This is a genomic window from Prevotella sp. RM4 (assembly GCF_000701965.1).
GTDB lineage: Bacteria > Bacteroidota > Bacteroidia > Bacteroidales > Bacteroidaceae > Prevotella > Prevotella ruminicola.
Genome location: NZ_JNKG01000007.1, coordinates 712,248 through 731,326, shown reverse-complemented (window position 1 = coordinate 731,326; position 19,079 = coordinate 712,248). Strand labels below are relative to the sequence as shown.

The following is a 19,079-nucleotide window of genomic DNA, read 5'->3' as shown; positions in this document are numbered from 1 at the left end:
GTGAATGTTTACCATTAGAATGATACGTTAAGACCGAATGCAAATGTCTTCTGCAAAGGATAGCCGTTGTTCTGATCAACCGAGTTCGACATCAGCTCAGGATCGAACTGGTGAGGCATCTTTGTGATAGTAAACAGGTTCTCGGCCGAAACAAATACACGCAGGTTACTGATGCCCCAAGGCTGTGTAATCTGGCGTGGCAGGGTGTAACCCAGCTGCAGGTTCTTCAGGCGAACATAAGCACCATTCATCAGGTAACGTGTCTGGGCCTGCTCGTTCTTATCGCTGAACTGTACGCGGGGCAACCAGGCATCCTGATTAGCCTGCTGGTAACCGTTCTGTACCGACCAGGTGTTGGCATCGCGATAGTAGTCCTGAACGTCGGTGATACCTACGCTCCACCACTCCCATGAGTTGGTGGTACCGAACAGATACTCCAGACCGCCACCCCATGAGCCGCCAATCCACCAGTCGCGCTTCATCACGCCCTGGAAGAAGGCACTGATATCAAAGCCCTTGTAAGCTGCATTCAGGTTCAAACCTACCAGGTAACGAGGTGTTGAGTTACCAATCACCTTCAGGTCGCCGTGGTCGTCGAGTGTCTGAGCACCACGTGAAATCTTACCATCACCGTTCAGGTCGCGGTACATGATATCACCGGCAGCCCAGTTGCTACCCAGCGAGCTCTGATCGGCTGTAGCCAGGTGAGCGTTCATCTCCTCGTCGCTCTTAGCAATACCGATGGTCTCGAAGCCCCAGATCTCGTTCATGTAACGACCCTCGATGTAGTTGTTGATCGAACCGGTGGGGTTGTTAGGATAACGGGTAATCTTGGTGCGGGCATCAGAGATGTTGAATGTTACACCGTAAGAAAGACCGTTCTTAAGAACGTCGCGCCAGCTAATCTGCAACTCCCAACCAGCAGTACGCAAGTCGGTATTGTTAGTTACAGGCACGCTTGTACCCAGGATGGCGGGCAGCTCAGGAGCGTTACCAACCATATCCTTAGTGTTACGGATATAGTAATCGAAAGTACCAGTCAGTCGGTTGTTGAAAGCACCGAAGTCGAGACCCAGGTCGTAGCTCTCCACCTTCTCCCATGTCAGCAGGGCCGAAACCAGTCCAGGAGCGCTGGTGGTGTTAGGCTTAGCGCCATTCTGCAACCATGAACCAGCCACCGAGTTGTAGGCGATAGTCTGGTAGGTCTGATACCAGTTATTGATGTTCTGGTTACCCAGCGAACCGTACGAAGCACGCAGCTTCAGGGTGTTGACAGTACCGGCCAGATTCTCCCAGAACTGCTCGCGGGCGATGTTCCAACCCAGTGATACTGATGGGAACAACTTCCACATCTTGTCGCTACGGAAACGTGAGGTACCATCGTAACGCAGGTTAGCCTCGAACAGGTACTTCTCGTCGTAGTTGTAGTTCACACGACCGAAGAAACCGGCTGTCTGCCACTGGTTGCGCGAACCGTTCACATCAGGAACGATAGCCTCGCCCGAGTAGCTCAGACCGTTGGTCAGGTCAACCTCCGACTTGGTAGGATCCAGGATACCGTTGCGCTGCAGGCCGAACTGAGTGCGCTTGAGCTGCTCGGTCTGGAAACCGCCCATCACGTGGAAGTTGTGCTTCTCGGCCAGCGACCAAGTGTATTCGGTGTAGGCCTGGAAGTTCAGGTAGTTATCCTTATACTCATCCTCGTGAACATTCGAGTTCTGGTTGTAGATGATAGCCTCGCCAGCCACGTTGTGGTTGTAGGTGCGCTGGCTATCCCAGTGGCGGATAGCGTTATCTATTTTGTAGTTGAAATCGATATGGGTGATCCAGTTCTTGATAGGCTCGATCACGAAACCAAGTTGGTGGTTGAGCACGTCGCGCTCCTTACGATCCACACCACCTGTTGCCAAACCCAGAGCTGGTGATGGTGATGAGTACAGATAGCCGTTGCGATCGTAGAGAGGCAGCATAGGCCAACCCTGACGGGCCATATCGTTATACAGGCTGCTGGTGAGGGCAGCAGGACGATGATAGTTGGTGCGGGCAAAACGCATGTTGTAGTTCATGCGAATCCACTTGGCCAGCTCGATGTTCATCTTGGCGGTACCGTTGTAGCGCTTGTAACCATCGCTACCCATGTTCATGAAACCGCCCTGATCCAAATAACCGATTGATGCATAGAAATTAAGCTTATCGGTACCACCGTTTACGCTGGCATTGTGTTCCTGCGAGAAAGCAGAATTCTTATAAACCACATCGTACCAGTCGACATCGTCGATACCGTAGCCATAACCATCGTCCCAGGTTACACCGTTCTGCGAACCGATAGCGTAAACCAGCTTACCATCGGCAGTACGACGTGTGCCAGGACCTACTGGTGTGGCCTCGTGATACTCCTTGATGGCTGCCATGCGCTCGGCATCGAAGAATACCGACTGACCCTGATTGGTCTTGGCATCGTTCAACCACGAAGCGTAGTCAACCGAGTTCATCATGTGCTTACCACGAATCAGGTTGCTGAAACGGAAACTGTTGTTATAGTTCACCTTCACCTTGCTGTCCTTGCTACCGTTCTTAGTGGTAATCAGGATAACACCGAAAGGTGCACGGCTACCATAGATTGATGATGCTGCAGCATCCTTCAGAACAGAAATGCTCTGGATATCCTGTGGGTTGATAGTGTTCAGGTCGCCCTCCATACCGTCGATCAGGATCAGAGGCGAACCGCTTGAACCCTCACCGATAGTGGCAGTACCACGAACATTGATGCTGGGCGAAGCGTCGAGCGAACCGCTGGTTGATGCAATCTGCAGTCCGGGAACAACACCCTGCAAAGCCTGAGCGGCATTAGCAACAGGGCGCTGAGCCAGCTCGTCGCCATCTACAACAGAAACGGCACCCGTCAGATTCACCTTCTTCTGAGTACCGAAACCTACTACTACCACCTCCTGGAGAGCCTTTGAATCCTCCAAAAGGGTTACCTTTACATGCTGACCAGCGACCTTGATGACCTGAGTCTTGTAGCCGATGTAGCTAATCTCGAGTTCATCACCACGCTGGGCATCGATGGTAAAGTTACCCTCAAAATCGCTAATGGCGCCTTTCTGGCTGCCCTTAACTTTGATGGTGGCACCAATAATGGCTTCGCCAGTCTGGTCAACCACAACACCATTAACACTTGCAGTTTGCTGAATACCAGTCACTCCACCATACGCCATAGCATAGTTTACTGGCGCATTAGCAAGGAGCAACGCAGCCAAGGCCGATGTTATACACACGCGCCTTGTTGACAATTGATTCATCTTGTACATTTTTAATTTTTGATGAGTTAGTTAATTATTATTGTTAGTAAAACAATCCGTCCAAAATCTTTTCTGGGCACAAAATTAAGTAATTTTTCTGATATAATGCAAAATTACACCAGAAAAATTACTCAAATTGTTATAATATGTAAAATAGCTTTATTTCAGGAATGGCTGGACGGTCTCATCGGGTCCGAGATAGAATCCGGGCTCCGATGGCTGGTTGTAGCCCACGTTCTGGGCTGCGGTTGAAAGGCGGTACGGGATATCCTCCATCAGGCAGTTGATACGATAGGCTGTGGGGATGGGCGACACAAAGATGCGCAGCTCGCTGCTGTCGGGAGTGCGGGCTATGACCTCCTCGCGCCAATCGCCTAAGATATCGGCTGCCAAACATGGATTCGACTTGGTCCAGTTGTTGAACACCACGCCTTCGAACTTGGTTACGTCTGCAATAGTATGGTTCTGCCAATCGTACTTGCTCACGGTTTCGTGGTCGAGCAGTTCGCGCAGCAGGTCGCCATCCCACCAGATGCCGAAGTTTACCGACAGGTGGCGGCCACCCAGCTTCAGGTGCTGCTTGTGCTGCGGGTCGTCAGGATCTTCGGCGGTGTAAAGCACCTCGCCCTTCATGTTACGGATGCCATGACTATCGGTACTCCACATCTCCAAGCCAGGATTGGTGGGGTCGATATCAGCCGCCATGCAGCGACCCACATCATTGGCTGATGGTATCTTAAAAATCACCTCGCCTGTACGGGCATTACGGAAATCGCTGCCATCGCTGCGGTTCTCGTGGCAGTCCCACACCTGCAGTTCGGTGCTCTTCGGGTCGAAAGCCATCAGGTGCAGCGCATCGCCATGGCCCATGCCGGTATTATACAATCCACGGCCATCGTGATCTACCGCCATCGAGCCGTAGGTAATCTCGTCGCAACCGTCGCCATCCACAACAGCCACACGCAGGTTGTGGTTACCCTGTCCGGCATAGCTGTGCAGGGGTTTACCATCCTTGCCAACACCCTCGTTATTGGTGTCGAACACCCAGTGCTGCTTCAGTTCGTGGCCGTCCCAATCCCAGGCAGCCAGCACGGTACGGGTGTAATAACCGCGACAGAAGATGGCCGAGGCATGCTTGCCATCCAGATAGCCCACGGCAGCCAGCATACGGTCGGAACGGTTGGCATAGTTATCACCCCAGTCGCTCAGGTTACCACGTGCAGGCACGTAGGGTTTGGTAGCCAAAGCCTTACCCGTTAAACCATCAAACACGGTGATATATTCGTTGCCGGTTAATATACGCCCTGTTTTAGGGCGCCCCTGCTTATTATACTTAACCCACTCGCCTTCGGGCTTGGGATTCTCGGCATCGGCAGGCGCACGGTGGCGGTAGTCGGCATTGGCATCGCCAATCACACGCCCCACTCCATCGCGGGTACCATCACTGGTACGCACCATCAGCTCGGCACGTCCGTCGCCATCCAAATCATAAAATATAAAAGGTGTATAGTGGGCGCCGCTACGGATGTTGATACCCAAATCGATACGCCACAGCAGCGTACCATCCAGTCGGTAGCAGTCCAACAGCGTGGAGCCGGTATAGCCATCGTGGGCATTATCGTGGGCATTGGTTGGGTCCCACTTCAGCAGTATCTCGTATTGTCCGTCGGCATCCACATCGCCCACACTGGCATCGTTGGCCGTATAGCCGAACGTACGTCCGTCGAGTGTTACGCCATCGGCAGGCTTCTGCAGTTTGATGGGCAGATAGCCATCAGGGGCATCGGCACGCAACTGATAGCAGCCGTTCTTGCCGCCACCACGCACCTCGTAGGTAGCATCGGCAGTCAACGGTGCCTCGTCAACAAAAAAAGTACCACCCTGTCGCAAGGGCTTAGAATTCAGCTTTTGTCCGTTGCGGTACACATCAAAGGGTTGACCTACGGCATCGCTGGTAAGGGTGCGCCAGCTTACCATCACCTGATTTCCACTACGGATGGCTACCACGCCACGGTCTAATTGTTCGCGGTTGATATGCTGCATGTCATAACGCGGCTGGGCCTGCAGCATGGTGGCGCCCAACAGCATGAGTACGGTTGTTAGTGTATTCCTTTTCATCGTTAAATCATGTTTTTGCTGCAAATTTACACCATATTTATAATATGCGCTCGACTTTTTATCCGAAAAACTATAGATTTGTACGTTTTACATGCACGTATCTCGGAAATAATCGTTAATTTTGCGCCAAATAACGACTAACAACGATGAACTTCAAACAAACCCTCATACTGTGCCTGCTCGGCATCAGCAGCATGCTCTCGGCACAAAACAAGATTCTAACCAACAGCCGCCATATCAGTTCGGCCGATGGCCTGCCAAGCAATCAGATATTCGACATGACACAGGATGCCGACGGCTATATCTGGATGGCCGCCGCCAACGGCTTGTGCCGATACGATGGCTACCACTTCTACAACATCTACAACCTGGGGCCCGAAAGCGACCCTATCCATGGCGTGGTGGGCTACGTGTTCCCCGACGACGATAAGCGCCACCTGTGGATGCGCACCAGTACCTACGTGTATTGCTGTTACGATCTGCATGCAGGCTGCTTTATCGACTTTACCAACAAAGGCGACCATGCCCGCACCTATCGCAGATTTATACGTGGCAAGCAGGGTGTGGTATGGATGTTCGACGATGAGAGCGGTGTGCGCCGCGTAAAGGGCAATACCGACGGTCCCGTGAACTGTACCGACTACACCAAGGCAAATGGCGGACTGCCCATCAACCACGTGAACGACGCTTTCGAAGATACACAGGCCCGTCTGTGGGCCATGACCTCATCGGGCATCACCATCATCGACGCACAAGGCAAGGCACGCACCATTGCCAAGGGCATCTTCTTCCGCCGTGGCATACAGATAGGCAAGCAGATGCTGGCACTTACCAACACCGGGCTGGTTTACGCCTTTGATGAGAACGGACGTGAACTGCGTCGCATACCCATAGCTGCCGATGTGAACAACATCAAAATGGTTTCGGCCAGTTTCCAGTGGCATGGCTGCTGGATGATTATGACCAACAACCAGACGATTATGGTTAACCCCAAACTGGGCACGGCGGCTGCCACCGAGCAGTATCACGTGCGTAGCGGTGCCGTGATGGAAGGATTGACCAACGACGACAACTACTTTGTGAGCAACAGCACAGGTATACTGTACGTGTTCCCCGCCCAGGGCGACATGCGCGTGCTGAACCTGATGCAGGGCGTGAAATCAACCGTTGAACGTTTCCGTCGTTATAATATTAAGAAAGGTGCCGACGGCCAGTACTACATTGCCAGCTATGGTAACGGTCTGTTTGTGTACGACATCCAAAACGACCGCCTGCAGCACTATTCGGCCACATCGCCATGGGCTATCGTAGGCAACAGCTATCTGAACAACATCCTCATCGACCGTAGCGGCTGCATCTGGCTGAGCGAGGAGTCAACAGGACTCACCTGTATTCTGCCTCCCGACAAGACCAACGCCGACTATTTCTACCCGCAACCCAACCGTAAGGGCGATTGGAGTAATTTTGTGCGTATGGTAACCTACACGGGTGGCAACCGCGTACTGCTGAGCACGCGCGACAACATGCTGTACGAGCTGAACCCCACCTCATGGCAAAGCGCCACAGCCACCACGCTGCCTGCTGCCGTTTACGCCTATTACAAGGACAGTCATGGCCACCAGTGGATGGGCACTCGCGGTGGCGGATTGTACATCGACGGTAAACCCATCGAATTCCCATCCAGTCAGATATACGATATTACCGAAGACCCATTAGGCCGATTGTGGATTGCCACCTGGGGCGACGGACTGTTTGTGGTGCGCCTGGAGGCCGACGGACTGCTGAACATCACACACCTGATGAAGCGTTCGTACAACGAGAGTCTGATACGTATCATACGCGCCGACAACCGTCACCACTACTGGCTGGCCACCAACAACGGCGTGTATCATATCGATATGCTGAAGAAAACGCTAACCGACGACGATTTCATCAGTCATAACATCCAGCACGGCGACTTCCCCTTCGACGAGATCTCATGTCTGATGCCCGACTCGGCTGGCAACATCTGGGTAGGCGGTCGTGGTGGTGGCTTGCAGAAGTGCCGCTACCAGGATGGCAAGTTCAGTATCCAGCAGGGCTACACCACCCACGATGGTTTGATTACCAACAATATCCTGAGCGTAACCTCCGACCGTCAAGGCAACGTGTGGGCAGGTACCGACAACGGCATTACCTGTATCCGCAAGGATGGCAAGGTAAACTCGTATCAGTTCGGACATACGCTCGAAAGCAACATCTACAGCGAGAACAGTACTGCTATGCTGCCCGATGGACGACTGCTGTTTGGTACAGCCTACGGTATGATGATTCTGGAACCAGAGCGACTGAATGCCGACACACCCGAGAAGGCTGGTCGACCCATCATCACCATGGTGAGCATTAATGGTGTGGCACGCTACCTTACTACCAGCGACCGCCGATTGGTACTGAGTCACGACCAGAACTCTATCGAATTAGGATTCTCGAACCTCGACTATGCCGGCATCGCCTCAACCCAATACCGCTATTATATGGAGGGATTGGAACACGACTGGCGACAGCTTACCAGCGATAACAGCGCCCGCTACAACGGACTGCCACCTGGCACCTACCAGTTCCACCTGAGTTCGCTGAACAAGAACAACCAGTGGAGCGAGGAGTATGTGTTTACGGTGATTATCCGTCAGCCTTGGTACAACACCTGGTGGGCTTGGCTCATCTACCTGTTTATTATTGGCATATTGTGCTGGTACTTCTACCGCTCATGGCGACGCAACTTCGAACTCGACCAGCAGATACGTGTGGAGAAGGAGCTTACCACCTTCCGTTTGAACTTCTTTACCCATATCGCCCACGAGTTCCGCACACCATTGGCCATCATCAGCGGTGCCGCCGACAAGCTCACCCAGAAGGGTAACGATACACAGGTATCGCGTTCGGCCGTGCAGACGGTGCGCCGAGGCACGCTGCGACTTACCAAACTAGTTAACCAGCTGATGGAGTTCCGACGTATCAACACAGGTAACCAGCGTTTGGCTGTGGTTGAGGACGACATCATCAAACTGGCACGTACTACCTGCGACGAGTTCCGCGAGGTGGCAGCCCGCAAGGATCAGTCGCTCACCTTTACCCCATTCGCCCATCAGCACCGACTGACGTTCGACCCACACTTGATCGAGACCATTCTCTACAACCTACTCTCGAACGCTATCAAATACACCCCACAGGGTGGCAGCATCAGTCTGAAGGCCAAGCTTTCCGACGATCAGCAACAACTGCAACTGATTGTAGAGGATAGCGGTCCTGGCATCAGCGAGCTGCAGATACCACAGCTCTACCAGCCCTTTATGCACGGCTACGTATCGCAAGGTGGTATGGGCATCGGATTGTACACCGCCTATCAGTCGGCTCTGCTCCACAAGGGACGTTTAGCCTACGAGCGCATTGCTGCCGAGGGCGGCTCGCGTTTCATCGTTACCATCCCCGCCACCGCCGATGTTTACAGTGCCGACGACTATGCCGGCAGTACCGCCGTGAACACCCAGTACGAGCCCGAGCCTACGCCCGACCATATCCGTGAGCTGGCACCCGTGGCCTTTAACGAGAACTATACCGTGGCTATCATCGAGGACGATCCCGACATGCTCGACCAGATTCGTGAGAGTGTGGGGCGCTATTTCCGTACCATCAGTTACACCGAAGGAAAGAAGGCGCTGAGCAATATCGGCGAGCAGCAGCCAAGTCTGATTCTGTGCGATGTGATGCTGCCCGATGTAAACGGCTTTGAGATTGTACGCCAGCTGCGTGCCAATGAGGCTACACGCAACACACCGATGATTATGCTTACCGCGCTGGATGGCGACGACCAGTTGCTGCGTGGATACAAGGCCGGCGCCGACGACTATATGGTAAAGCCATGCAACTTTGAACTGCTGGTACTGCGCATTACCCAGCTGATTCAGTGGTACGGCCGCTTACATCAGAATGCACAATCGCCAATGGTCAATGGTCAATCTTCAATGGTCAATGTCAATGCCCCCATCATCACCGACGAGGCCGACCAGCGTTTCCGTGAAAAGATGGAAACCATCGTGGCTCAGCGCTTAGGCGATGCCGACTTTAACGTAGATACCCTTGCCTCGCTACTTAAAATGGGTCGCACCAAGTTCTATGGTAAGATGAAGGAGTTTACAGGCATGTCGCCCAACAGCTATCTGCAGAACGAGCGATTGAAGCGTGCCGCTGAACTGCTTATCGAGGGCGATCTGAACGTTACCGAAGTAAGCTACAAAGTAGGTTTCCAATCGCCCACCTACTTCTACAAGTGCTTCAAAGAAAAGTACGGTGTTCCCCCCAGCAAATTCGGAAAGAGTAAATAAAAAAAGAAACCGCCCCGATGAGTCGCTACTCATGGGGCGGTTTTCAAAAAACAACTAACCTTAATTAATCTGCTAACATTTAATATGTATGAACCAAATTATGTCTAGTTGGTAGAATTAATAACCAGGGTTCTGCCAAGCCTTCTTGTCGGCATCGCTCAGGTTGGTACCATCCTCGTTCTGCAGAGTATCAATGAACTTCTGAGGAATAGGACGATACATGTGACGGTCCTGTACGTTAGGTGCAGCCTCGGGGTTGAAAGCCTTGGCACGCTTAACCAGCAGTCCGGTACGAGCCAGCTCATCCCAACGGTTCCACTCACCTAACAGTTCACGAGTACGCTCGTTGAATACGAAGTTGAGCATACGATCGTAATCGCTGGTTGCACCAATCTCCTTCAGGATAGCCTCATCCTCGGCAGGCAACTGAGTGTAGCTCTTGATCTGCAGATCAGAAGCATCGGTAGTCTCGGCAATACCTGTTGAGAGGTAATAAGTATTGGTGTGAGTCATTGAGTAAGCGTAAGCCTCGGCATTAGTGAGTTGCTTACCACTCTTATCCTTGTTCTTCTTAGGAGTGATGCTGGCAGCTGTAGAGTTATCGGTGATACCACCATCGCTCTTCAGGAATGCCATCGAACCATCGGTGTAGTAGCTACGGTTCTCGCCCTTCTTCCACTGACCACGGGCACGGAGCACGTTAACAGTGTTGATAGCCTCCTGGTAGTTACCCATACGAACCTGGCACTCGGCCTTAACCAAATAGGTCTCACCACTACGAGCCATGATTACATCGCGGTGGGCATCGCCCTTCTCACCGGTACGGCTACCGTCGGCAGTCTTGTTGATACCGCAGAATACGTTTGAGGTTGAGGGGTTACCAGTATAGGTGTTCAGCACGTACTTGCCATCCTGGAAAGTAACGAAGGCATTGGGCACCCACTTACCTGTAAGAGGATTAACAAAGCTGTGTACATCGCCACCACGACCGAATGTTCCGTAAGGATTGCCATCGAAACGGGCGTCGCTCTTCTTGTTCAGGATGAAGATGATACCCTCGTCGCCCAGATCGGGCACCTGATCGGCTGTGATACCGTTCTGTGAAATCACGTCGGCATCCTTCTTAGCAGCATGGTTCAAACCGTAAACGGTCTTGAAGGTCTTCCACATACGGGCATCGTTCACATTATCGTAAACCGAGTAAGCATACTCAGTAGGACGGCAGCGCTGGAAGTCCATACCACCGATATACTGACCACGCTGAACCCAACCACCTGAGAAGTTAGAGAACTGAGGATCGAAGTAGTTATAGGTACGGTTACCGAAACGACCCTGAGTGGTCTTATCCTCATTGTGCTCGGCAGCCATCAGGATTTCTGACAGGCCCTCGTTAGGACAGTCGATACCAGTCCACTTAGCATACAGATCCCAGTAGTCGGGAGCCAGAGGACATGCTGCGATCACCTCGTCGCAAAGAGAGATGGCACGATTCAGGTCGGTAGCCTTATCGTACTTAGATGCCCAAGAGGCGCAACGCTCACTCTGACGATACAGCAGGGCCTTAGCCAGGAAATGGGCTGCAGTGTACTTGGTCCAAGTACCATTACCACGCCACTTATCCTTTGGCAGCATCTTATAAGCATTCTCGAAATCGTCGATAATCAGGTTCAAAGTCTCCTCCTCGCTGGCACGGGTAAAGCTCTTCTTAACAGTACCATTGGCAGGCTCGGTCTCGAGTACCACGCCACCATACTGGCAGAACAGGCGATAGTAGTTGTAACCACGCAGGAAGTGAGCCTCGCCAAGTGCCTTGTTACGCGATTCTTCCTTAGTAACGTTATCGGCCTTGCTGATAATCAGGTTGGCGGTAGAGATACCGTAGTACATCTGATCCCAGAGAGCTGATACAGCAGGACAGTTCTTGTTAGCAGCACCCAGAGCAGGTGTACAGTCCTGAGGATTCAAACGGTTATCGTATGTGTTCCAAGGCTCGGCGGTCAGGTCGGCGCCATTGGTAAACTCATCGCAACCATAAAGGGTAATACCGTAAGCCCACTCGTAACCGAAGTGCCAGCGGATGTTACCATAGAGTCCGGCAGCCATCTTCAAAGCACCAGCCTCGTCTTCCAGCAGTGCATCCGAATAAAGATGTCCAGCATCCTCCTTCAGGAAATCGTTGCCACATGAGGTTGCACCCAGCAGGGTAACCATCGACAGCGCACCGCAAACTATTTTATTGCTGATATATTTCATAATTATCTCATTTTTACATTTTATAATTGTTGCATTTTCTTAGAAGTCAACCTGCACACCAGCAGTTACACCACGATTGAAGTAAGTACGGCCGGTATCGAGATCCATAAAGTCGATTGAAGAATAGAGCATACCCAGGTTGCGGCCCTGAACATAGAGCTTCAAACCATTCAGACCGATGCTCTTGAGCACCTTTTTATCGAAGTTGTAACCCAGAGACAGGTTACGGATCTTGATGAACGATGCATTCTTGAATCCAAGCAGACCAGAATAGGGGTCACCACCAGCCTGGCTGTAAACAGGCTTCTGCCACTCGGCGCCAGTATTGCTTGGTGTCCAGTAGCTGATTTCGCGCTGCTGATACATACCCAGCTGGCCCTCGCCTCCGGTACTAACCATGTACTTGAAACGACCCTGCAGATCGAGTGTGAGCTCGAAGCCCTTCCAGCTGATGGTATTGCTCCAACCAGCGGTGAGGCGTGGGTTCTTGTTACCCAGAATCACACGGTCGTCGGCATTAATCTTGTAGTCGCCATTCTGGTCAACAGGACGAACGCTACCTGGAGTAAACTTCTCACCGTTCTCGTTGAACTTAGCCATCTCGGCAGCGTCGCTCTCCTGCCAGAGACCATTAGCAGCATAACCGTAGTAAACAGCGATTGACTGACCGATGAACCAAGCATTGTTTACATCATCCTCCTTACCATTTGCCAGCTCAACAATCTCGTCCTTCTGCCAAGCCAGGTTCAGGTTAGAGTTCCAGGTAAAGTCCTTAGTCAATACAGGGATAGTGTTCAGAGTAAGCTCGATACCCTTGTTCTTGGTCTTACCCACGTTGGTCTTCATTGAAGGATAACCAGAGAGTGAAGGAATGCTCATATCAAGAATCAGATCGCTGGTGCGAGAGGTGTACATATCAATAGTACCACCGATGCGGCCCTTCAGGAAGCTGAAGTCGATACCAAGGTTCCACTGTGTGGTTTTCTCCCAACCCAGGTTCTTGTTAGGCATCTGCACCTGACTGTTAGAATAGTAAGGCTCGTTGGTAACCAGAATCTGTGAGTTACCAGTGCTGAATGGCATCCAGTAAGAGTTGATGAGACCGAGTGTTCCGTAAGGAGATACGGCAGCGTTACCAGTAACACCCACACCCAGACGAAGCTTCAACTGATCAAGCCATGATACGTTCTTCAGGAACTCCTCCTGCTCCATGCGCCATCCAAGGGCCATTGATGGGAAGAAATCCCACTTCTTACCCTCGGCCAGTACCGAAGCACCATCCCAACGGGCTGAAGCTGTGAGCAGATAACGATCCATGTACGAGTAGTTAACGCGAGCCATGTAAGAAGCCAGCTGACTGCCAGAAGTACCTGAACCGATACCTACCTTATACTTGGTGTCGGTTACATCTACAGCACCCAGGTTGTTCCACAGGAACGAAGGAATGGGCACATTCTCCTCGCTGATGCTGCTGCTCTCCGACTTAGTCTTCGAAGCACTCTGCAACAGGGTTACACCTACAGTATGCTCGCCGAATGTACGGTTGTACATCAGCATGTTATCCAGTGTCCAAGCCAGCTGATGACCATCGCCACGGCTAACGGTGTTGTTACCACCGGCACGGCTAATAGAGCTGGCATCCAAGAAGTTACCATTACGATAGTAACGGAACTCAGGACCGAACTGTGTCTTCCACATCAAACCCTGCAGAGGCTCGTAGATCTGACCGAGGTCGATCTGAGCATAGAAGCTACCCAACAAGCGGAAGTTCTGACGCTCATCGGTACTCTTGGTCCACTCATCAATAATAGAATAGGTGTTAGTGGTTGAACCACCAGGCTGTGTAATCAGGTCGCCATTCTCGTCGTAAGGCAAGGTGTAACGCAGGATAGCCTTGGCAGCACCGTACAGATCGGTAGGACCTGAGCTGGTACCATAAGCCTTAGAGTAACCATACTGCTGGATGCCATACGAAGCATTGAACGAACCACCGGTCTTGAACCACTTGTTACCCTTTACATCGGCACTGGCCGAGAAGTTGTAACGCTCAAAGGTCTGACCCTTCTGAGTACCCTCGTTACGCAGATAACCGAAAGATACGAAACCGGCAATATTCTTGGTACCACCACGGGCACTGAGAGTGTGCTCCTGTGTAAGACCAGTCTGTGTTACATAGTCGGTCCAGTCGGTATCAGTAACCTTCGAACCATCCCATGTTCCACCGGCCCAACCCTTCATCACGTTGGCCAGAGCTGTATCATCACCACCAAAGAAGTTCTTATCCTGCTCCATGGTTGGCTGATCGCCAGGAGTGTACTTATCGGGGCTCATGTTGTAGTAAGCCCAACGGCGCCATGTGATATAATCGCTGGCACTCATAGCAGGACTCTTATCTACAATCTTCTCGAAAGTGAGCGATCCGCTATAACTTACCTGCATCTTGCCTTCCTGTCCACGTTTGGTTGTTACCAGAACAACACCGTTGGCACCACGGCTACCATAGATAGCGGTTGAAGAGGCATCCTTCAGAATGTCGATGCTCTCGATATCACGAGGGTTCAGAGCGTCGAGACTGGTGGCCTGAAGGGGCACACCATCAACAACGTAGAGAGGACCCTTACCTGCAGAGATTGAACGCTGACCACGGATAGCAATGCTACCTACGGTACCTGGGCGCTCGCTGGTGGTGATATCCACACCGGCAGCCTTACCCTGCAAAGCCTCGAATGCATTGTTTACTGGACGGGCGTTCAGTTCTTTCTCGCCTACACGTGTGAGCGCACCTGTTACATCGCTCTTACGCTGAACACCATAACCTACTACTACCACTTCGTCGAGCAACTGCTTATCCTCCTCGAGGGTAATCTTAATGTCGCTCTTACCACCAAGGGCAATAGTCTGTGAACGATAACCTACATAACTAATAACGAGGTTACCTTTTGCGGGAGCGTTAGCAACAGTGAACTTACCGTCGAAATCGGTAACGGTACCATTGCTGGTTCCCTTAACAACGACACTTGCGCCGATGATGGGCTCGCCCTGTACATCGACGACAGTACCGGTTACTTTGTTCTGAGCGAATGCGCCAATAGCAAACACTGCGAACAGAACCGTAAACATCAACCTCTGGAGCATGCCCCAGCTGTTGTTCAGACTTGATTTACCAATGTCCTTCATACTGTGTTAATTTTTTGAATTTATAGTTTTGAAATAAAATTTGGTTTTGCTGCAAAAGTAGGTGTTTTTACCTATTTTATATATTACAAAATCGTTCGTTTACTATGATTATCGTACAAACTGTACATTTTTAATTGCCATCGGGCTTGGTTAGATTGGTATTTCCCGAAGGATACCATACAAACGCATCGGGATCATCAGGCTGATTAGGATTGTAATCCTGCCAATCTGTACGCAAGTGCTCTACCAATGGCGAGTGCATCTGTTTCAGCCCCATCACGATACACTTGGCCACCTGCCACGCACCGTAAGGATTAAAATGGGTGTTATCGGCCAGTGCTTCGGGCTGATTAGCAAAGGTGTTAGCAGGATAGTGTACCAGCGCCTTCTTTGAGCCCTCGTAACCTAAAGTTTCGTACAGGGTGGTAGTCATACCGTTCAGTTCAATCACAGGCACATTCTCTCTGCGAGCCACGGTACGCATAGCCTCAGGATAGTCGCCATGGGTGTTACGCAGTGTTTTCTGGTCGGCCTCGAAGAACCTGCGTGCTGTAGGTGTCACAAAGATGATGTTACCACCTTTGGCACGTACGCGGTCCACAAATATCTTCAGATTGCGTGAGTAGCTGTACCAGGCACCATCGCCAGCTTTCTTCTCCTTCTCGTCGTTATGACCGAACTCACAAATCACATAGTCGCCCTTTCGCAGTTGGGTAAGAATCTTATCCAAACGCAGCTGTGCCAAGAAGGTAGTTGCCGAGAGTCCGCTTTCGGCATAGTTGGCTATCACCACCCTATCGTCGAACCAACGTGTAATCATCTGTCCCCACGAAGCCCAAGGCTCCTGCTCCTGATCCACCACCGTGCTGTTGCCACACAGAAATACCGTAGTGGCAGTTGTATCAGGCGTAATGGTAATACGCTGAACGGCTGGAGCCGGACCGCAGAACTGCAGGTTCAGGGCATCATCCCAGTTCTTGTAACCCAGTTCACGTGACTTCAACTTCACGCTGATAGCAGCATCAATCTTAGGCTCGTGCTTGTTTACCACAAAACTCACGGTTTGGAATTTACCTTTCCTGGTGCTGATAACATCGGTGTAATGCCGACGGCTCTCAGCACGCACCACTGTCTGAGCTGCACGTTTCTTCGAACCGAGCGTAACGGTGACACGATAATTGCCATCGGGCACACGGACAGAAAAATTGATTGGAGCGGCACCCTTTTTATATAATAAGGTGTCGATGGTCTGTGCCTTGACACACAGACTGGCAACTACAGCCACAGTCAAAATGATTAGTCTTTTCATCAGAGTTATTAATTAGTTGGTGCAAAAGTACAGCCTTTATCACTATCATACGACCGATTATTGTCCGTAAACTATCAAACTTGTACAAAATTGCTAATTTCAGAACGAACGTATATGTATCATCACCGCATATTTGCCTACTTTTGCAGCAGAAAACTAAAAACGTACGAAAGAGATGAATACAAATCGTATCACCGCATTGGTTTTACCGCTATGCATGGCAACGAGCATGTGGGCACAACCTAGAACAGTGCAATCGCTGAACCTGGGTTGGGAGTTTGCACACGACTCGTTGTTTACTAACGCGCACCAGGTTGACGTGCCTCACGACTTTCAGATAGAACAGCCATGGGTTGCTCCAAGTGCCGACGAACGTGGCGACAACACCGATGTGGCTGCCAACATAAAAAGCCGTCTGTCGGCCAGAGGTTTTAAAGAGATGGGTGCAGGCTGGTACAGGAAGAATGTAAAAATTGAAGAATGTAAAAATGTAGAAATTGGTCGCCGCCTGCTGCTCGACTTCGAAGGCATTATGTACGTAGGCGATGTATGGTTGAACGGTGTGCATATCGGTGGCACCGATTATGGCTACGTGGGTTTTGAAATCGATGTAACCAAACTATGGCGCTATGGCGAGGACAATGAGATTATCGTCAAGGCACATACCATGACCGAAAAGAACTCACGCTGGTACACAGGTGGCGGTTTGTTCCGCAACGTATCGCTCATCGACACACCTGCCGATTTGTATTTCGAGCGCCATCCGCTCTACATCACTACGCGCGATAATAAATATGTAAATATAGCAGCCGATTTTACAAATCGCACCAAGAACCGTCAAACAGTTATGAAGGTAAGTATTTACGACCCTCAGGGAAAACTGGTAACAGAACAGACGGCTAAACGTGGCGGCAACCCACAAACACGTACACTCACGATACAGGCACCCGAGATGGAGATACCCAATGCGCAGCTTTGGGACACAGAGCACCCCGCCTTATATAAAGTGGTGTGCCAGTTGCTGTATGCTGATGGTACCGTGGCCGATGAAGTAAGCGAGCAATTCGGTATCCGCACCATCGAGTACGGTCCCGACTTCGGCTTGAAACTCAACGGTAAGAAAGTGCTGCTCAAAGGTTATGCCAACCACCACACCTTAGGCGCCTTAGGTGCAGCTGCCTATCCCCGCGCCATCGAGAAGCGTCTGCTACTCATGAAGCAGTTCGGCATCAACCACATACGTACCTCGCACAATCCATACAGTCGCGATTTTATCCGCCTATGCGATAAATACGGCATACTGGTTGTTGATGAGCTTTACGATAAGTGGACCCAGCAGCACACTGGCGGACGCGTGCCGTTTATGAACCACTGGGCACAGGATGTTACCGAGTGGATTAAGCGCGACCGCAACTCACCATCGGTGATTATGTGGAGCTTAGGCAACGAGCTACAGCAAGATCCAAACCTGCCGTTTAACGACTTTGGTGTTACCTGCTACCAGATGATGCGCCCCGTAGTGAACCGCTACGACTCTACCCGCAAGGTTACCGTAGCCATGCACCCGCGCTACCGCAACTGGGAGACCGACTCGCTGCCCTGCGACTTGGCCATGCACACCGATATACAGGCCTATAATTATAGGTACATGTACTTCCCTGGCGATGGTCGCCGTTTTCCATGGATGACTTTCTACCAGAGCGAGGCCAGCATCAACAAGATGGGACCGAACTGGTTTGAGATGGACCTGAACAAGGTTATCGGTCTGGCCTACTGGGGTGCTATCGATTACTTAGGCGAGAGTCAGGGCTGGCCAGCCAAAGGTTGGGCACAGGGTGTGTTCGACATCGCGTTAGAGCCCAAGCCCAAAGCCTACTTTATGAAGAGTTATCTGACCGACACCCCCATGGTACATATAGCCATTATCGAGGATACTGATGCCGACATAGAGTGGAACGGCATACAGACAGGTAACGATATCCAATCGGAAAACTGGAACCGCATCGCTGGCACAAAAGTAAATCTGTTTACTTACACCAATGGCGATGAGGTAGAACTGCTACTGAATGGCAAAAGCCTTGGTAAGCAGGCCAACTCTACCGATGCCGAAAAGCGCAACCGCATTTTGTGGAAAGCCATCCCCTATCAGGCAGGCAAGTTAGAAGCCGTGGCCTACAAAAACGGTAAGGTGATAGCCCGCCATGCTATCGAAACCACTGGTAAGGCTGTTAAGCTGCAGGCCATTCCCGATAACACCAACTGGCTGGCAGATGGCGAGGATCTGCAGCATGTGCGCATCGTCGCCGTAGATAGCAGAGGTCGCCGTGTACCCGATGCCAGCAACGAACTGCAGTTCGAGGTTGAAGGCGATGCCCGTATTGTGGCTGTAACCAATGGCGATATTGAGAGCGACGAACTGAACGTAACCAATCACCGTCGCCTGTGGCATGGTTCGGCTATGGTTATCCTGCGTGCAGGCAGCAAGCCATCAAAAGTAACGCTAAAGACTACATCCGACAACTTTAAAACCGTTGTCAACAAGTTTGAAACTAAATAAAC

7 protein-coding genes are annotated in these 19,079 nt (G+C 51.3%); 2 read left to right on the top strand and 5 right to left on the bottom strand.

Going from position 1 to position 19,079, the window contains the following annotated elements; all coding sequences use genetic code 11:
* Positions 1-14 precede the first annotated feature (14 nt).
* Both T499_RS0104195 and T499_RS0104190 read right to left on the bottom strand, forming a co-directional pair.
* Positions 15-3,311, bottom strand: coding sequence for a SusC/RagA family TonB-linked outer membrane protein (locus T499_RS0104195; protein ID WP_033149841.1), 3,297 nt, complete (start codon positions 3,309-3,311; stop codon positions 15-17).
* Between the two features lie 150 nt (positions 3,312-3,461).
* Positions 3,462-5,420 carry a rhamnogalacturonan lyase gene (locus T499_RS0104190; RefSeq protein WP_033149840.1) on the bottom strand — a complete coding sequence of 653 codons (1,959 nt, stop codon included), beginning with the start codon at positions 5,418-5,420 and terminating at the stop codon, positions 3,462-3,464.
* 146 nt (positions 5,421-5,566) lie between these two features.
* Between T499_RS0104190 and T499_RS0104185 the strand changes: the two genes are divergently transcribed.
* On the top strand, positions 5,567-9,781 hold the full coding sequence (locus T499_RS0104185; RefSeq protein WP_033149839.1) for a hybrid sensor histidine kinase/response regulator transcription factor: 4,215 nt from the start codon (positions 5,567-5,569) through the stop codon (positions 9,779-9,781).
* A gap of 117 nt (positions 9,782-9,898) precedes the next feature.
* Here T499_RS0104185 and T499_RS0104180 read toward each other — a convergent pair whose 3' ends face one another.
* The 3 genes from T499_RS0104180 to T499_RS0104170 form a co-directional block, all read right to left on the bottom strand.
* On the bottom strand, positions 9,899-12,034 hold the full coding sequence (locus T499_RS0104180; protein ID WP_033149838.1) for a RagB/SusD family nutrient uptake outer membrane protein: 2,136 nt from the start codon (positions 12,032-12,034) through the stop codon (positions 9,899-9,901).
* 39 nt (positions 12,035-12,073) lie between these two features.
* A complete protein-coding gene (locus T499_RS0104175) occupies positions 12,074-15,211 on the bottom strand; it encodes a SusC/RagA family TonB-linked outer membrane protein (protein WP_033149837.1) in 3,138 nt (1,045 codons plus the stop codon).
* 130 nt (positions 15,212-15,341) lie between these two features.
* The gene (locus T499_RS0104170; protein ID WP_033149836.1) at positions 15,342-16,520 is read right to left on the bottom strand and encodes a rhamnogalacturonan acetylesterase; all 1,179 of its coding nucleotides are present in this window, start codon (positions 16,518-16,520) and stop codon (positions 15,342-15,344) included.
* A gap of 175 nt (positions 16,521-16,695) precedes the next feature.
* Here T499_RS0104170 and T499_RS0104165 point away from each other — a divergent pair, with 175 nt between their 5' ends.
* Positions 16,696-19,077, top strand: coding sequence for a glycoside hydrolase family 2 TIM barrel-domain containing protein (locus tag T499_RS0104165; protein WP_033149835.1), 2,382 nt, complete (start codon positions 16,696-16,698; stop codon positions 19,075-19,077).
* The last annotated feature ends 2 nt before the right edge of the window (positions 19,078-19,079 follow it).

What these genes read in the sequence shown, in the direction of transcription:
- T499_RS0104165 (WP_033149835.1), top strand. Translation starts at nt 16,696, where the DNA reads ATGAATACAAATCGTATCACCGCATTGGTTTTACCGCTATGCATGGCA.
- T499_RS0104170 (WP_033149836.1), bottom strand. Translation starts at nt 16,520, where the DNA reads ATGAAAAGACTAATCATTTTGACTGTGGCTGTAGTTGCCAGTCTGTGT.
- T499_RS0104190 (WP_033149840.1), bottom strand. Translation starts at nt 5,420, where the DNA reads ATGAAAAGGAATACACTAACAACCGTACTCATGCTGTTGGGCGCCACC.
- T499_RS0104195 (WP_033149841.1), bottom strand. Translation starts at nt 3,311, where the DNA reads ATGTACAAGATGAATCAATTGTCAACAAGGCGCGTGTGTATAACATCG.
- T499_RS0104185 (WP_033149839.1), top strand. Translation starts at nt 5,567, where the DNA reads ATGAACTTCAAACAAACCCTCATACTGTGCCTGCTCGGCATCAGCAGC.
- T499_RS0104175 (WP_033149837.1), bottom strand. Translation starts at nt 15,211, where the DNA reads ATGAAGGACATTGGTAAATCAAGTCTGAACAACAGCTGGGGCATGCTC.
- T499_RS0104180 (WP_033149838.1), bottom strand. Translation starts at nt 12,034, where the DNA reads ATGAAATATATCAGCAATAAAATAGTTTGCGGTGCGCTGTCGATGGTT.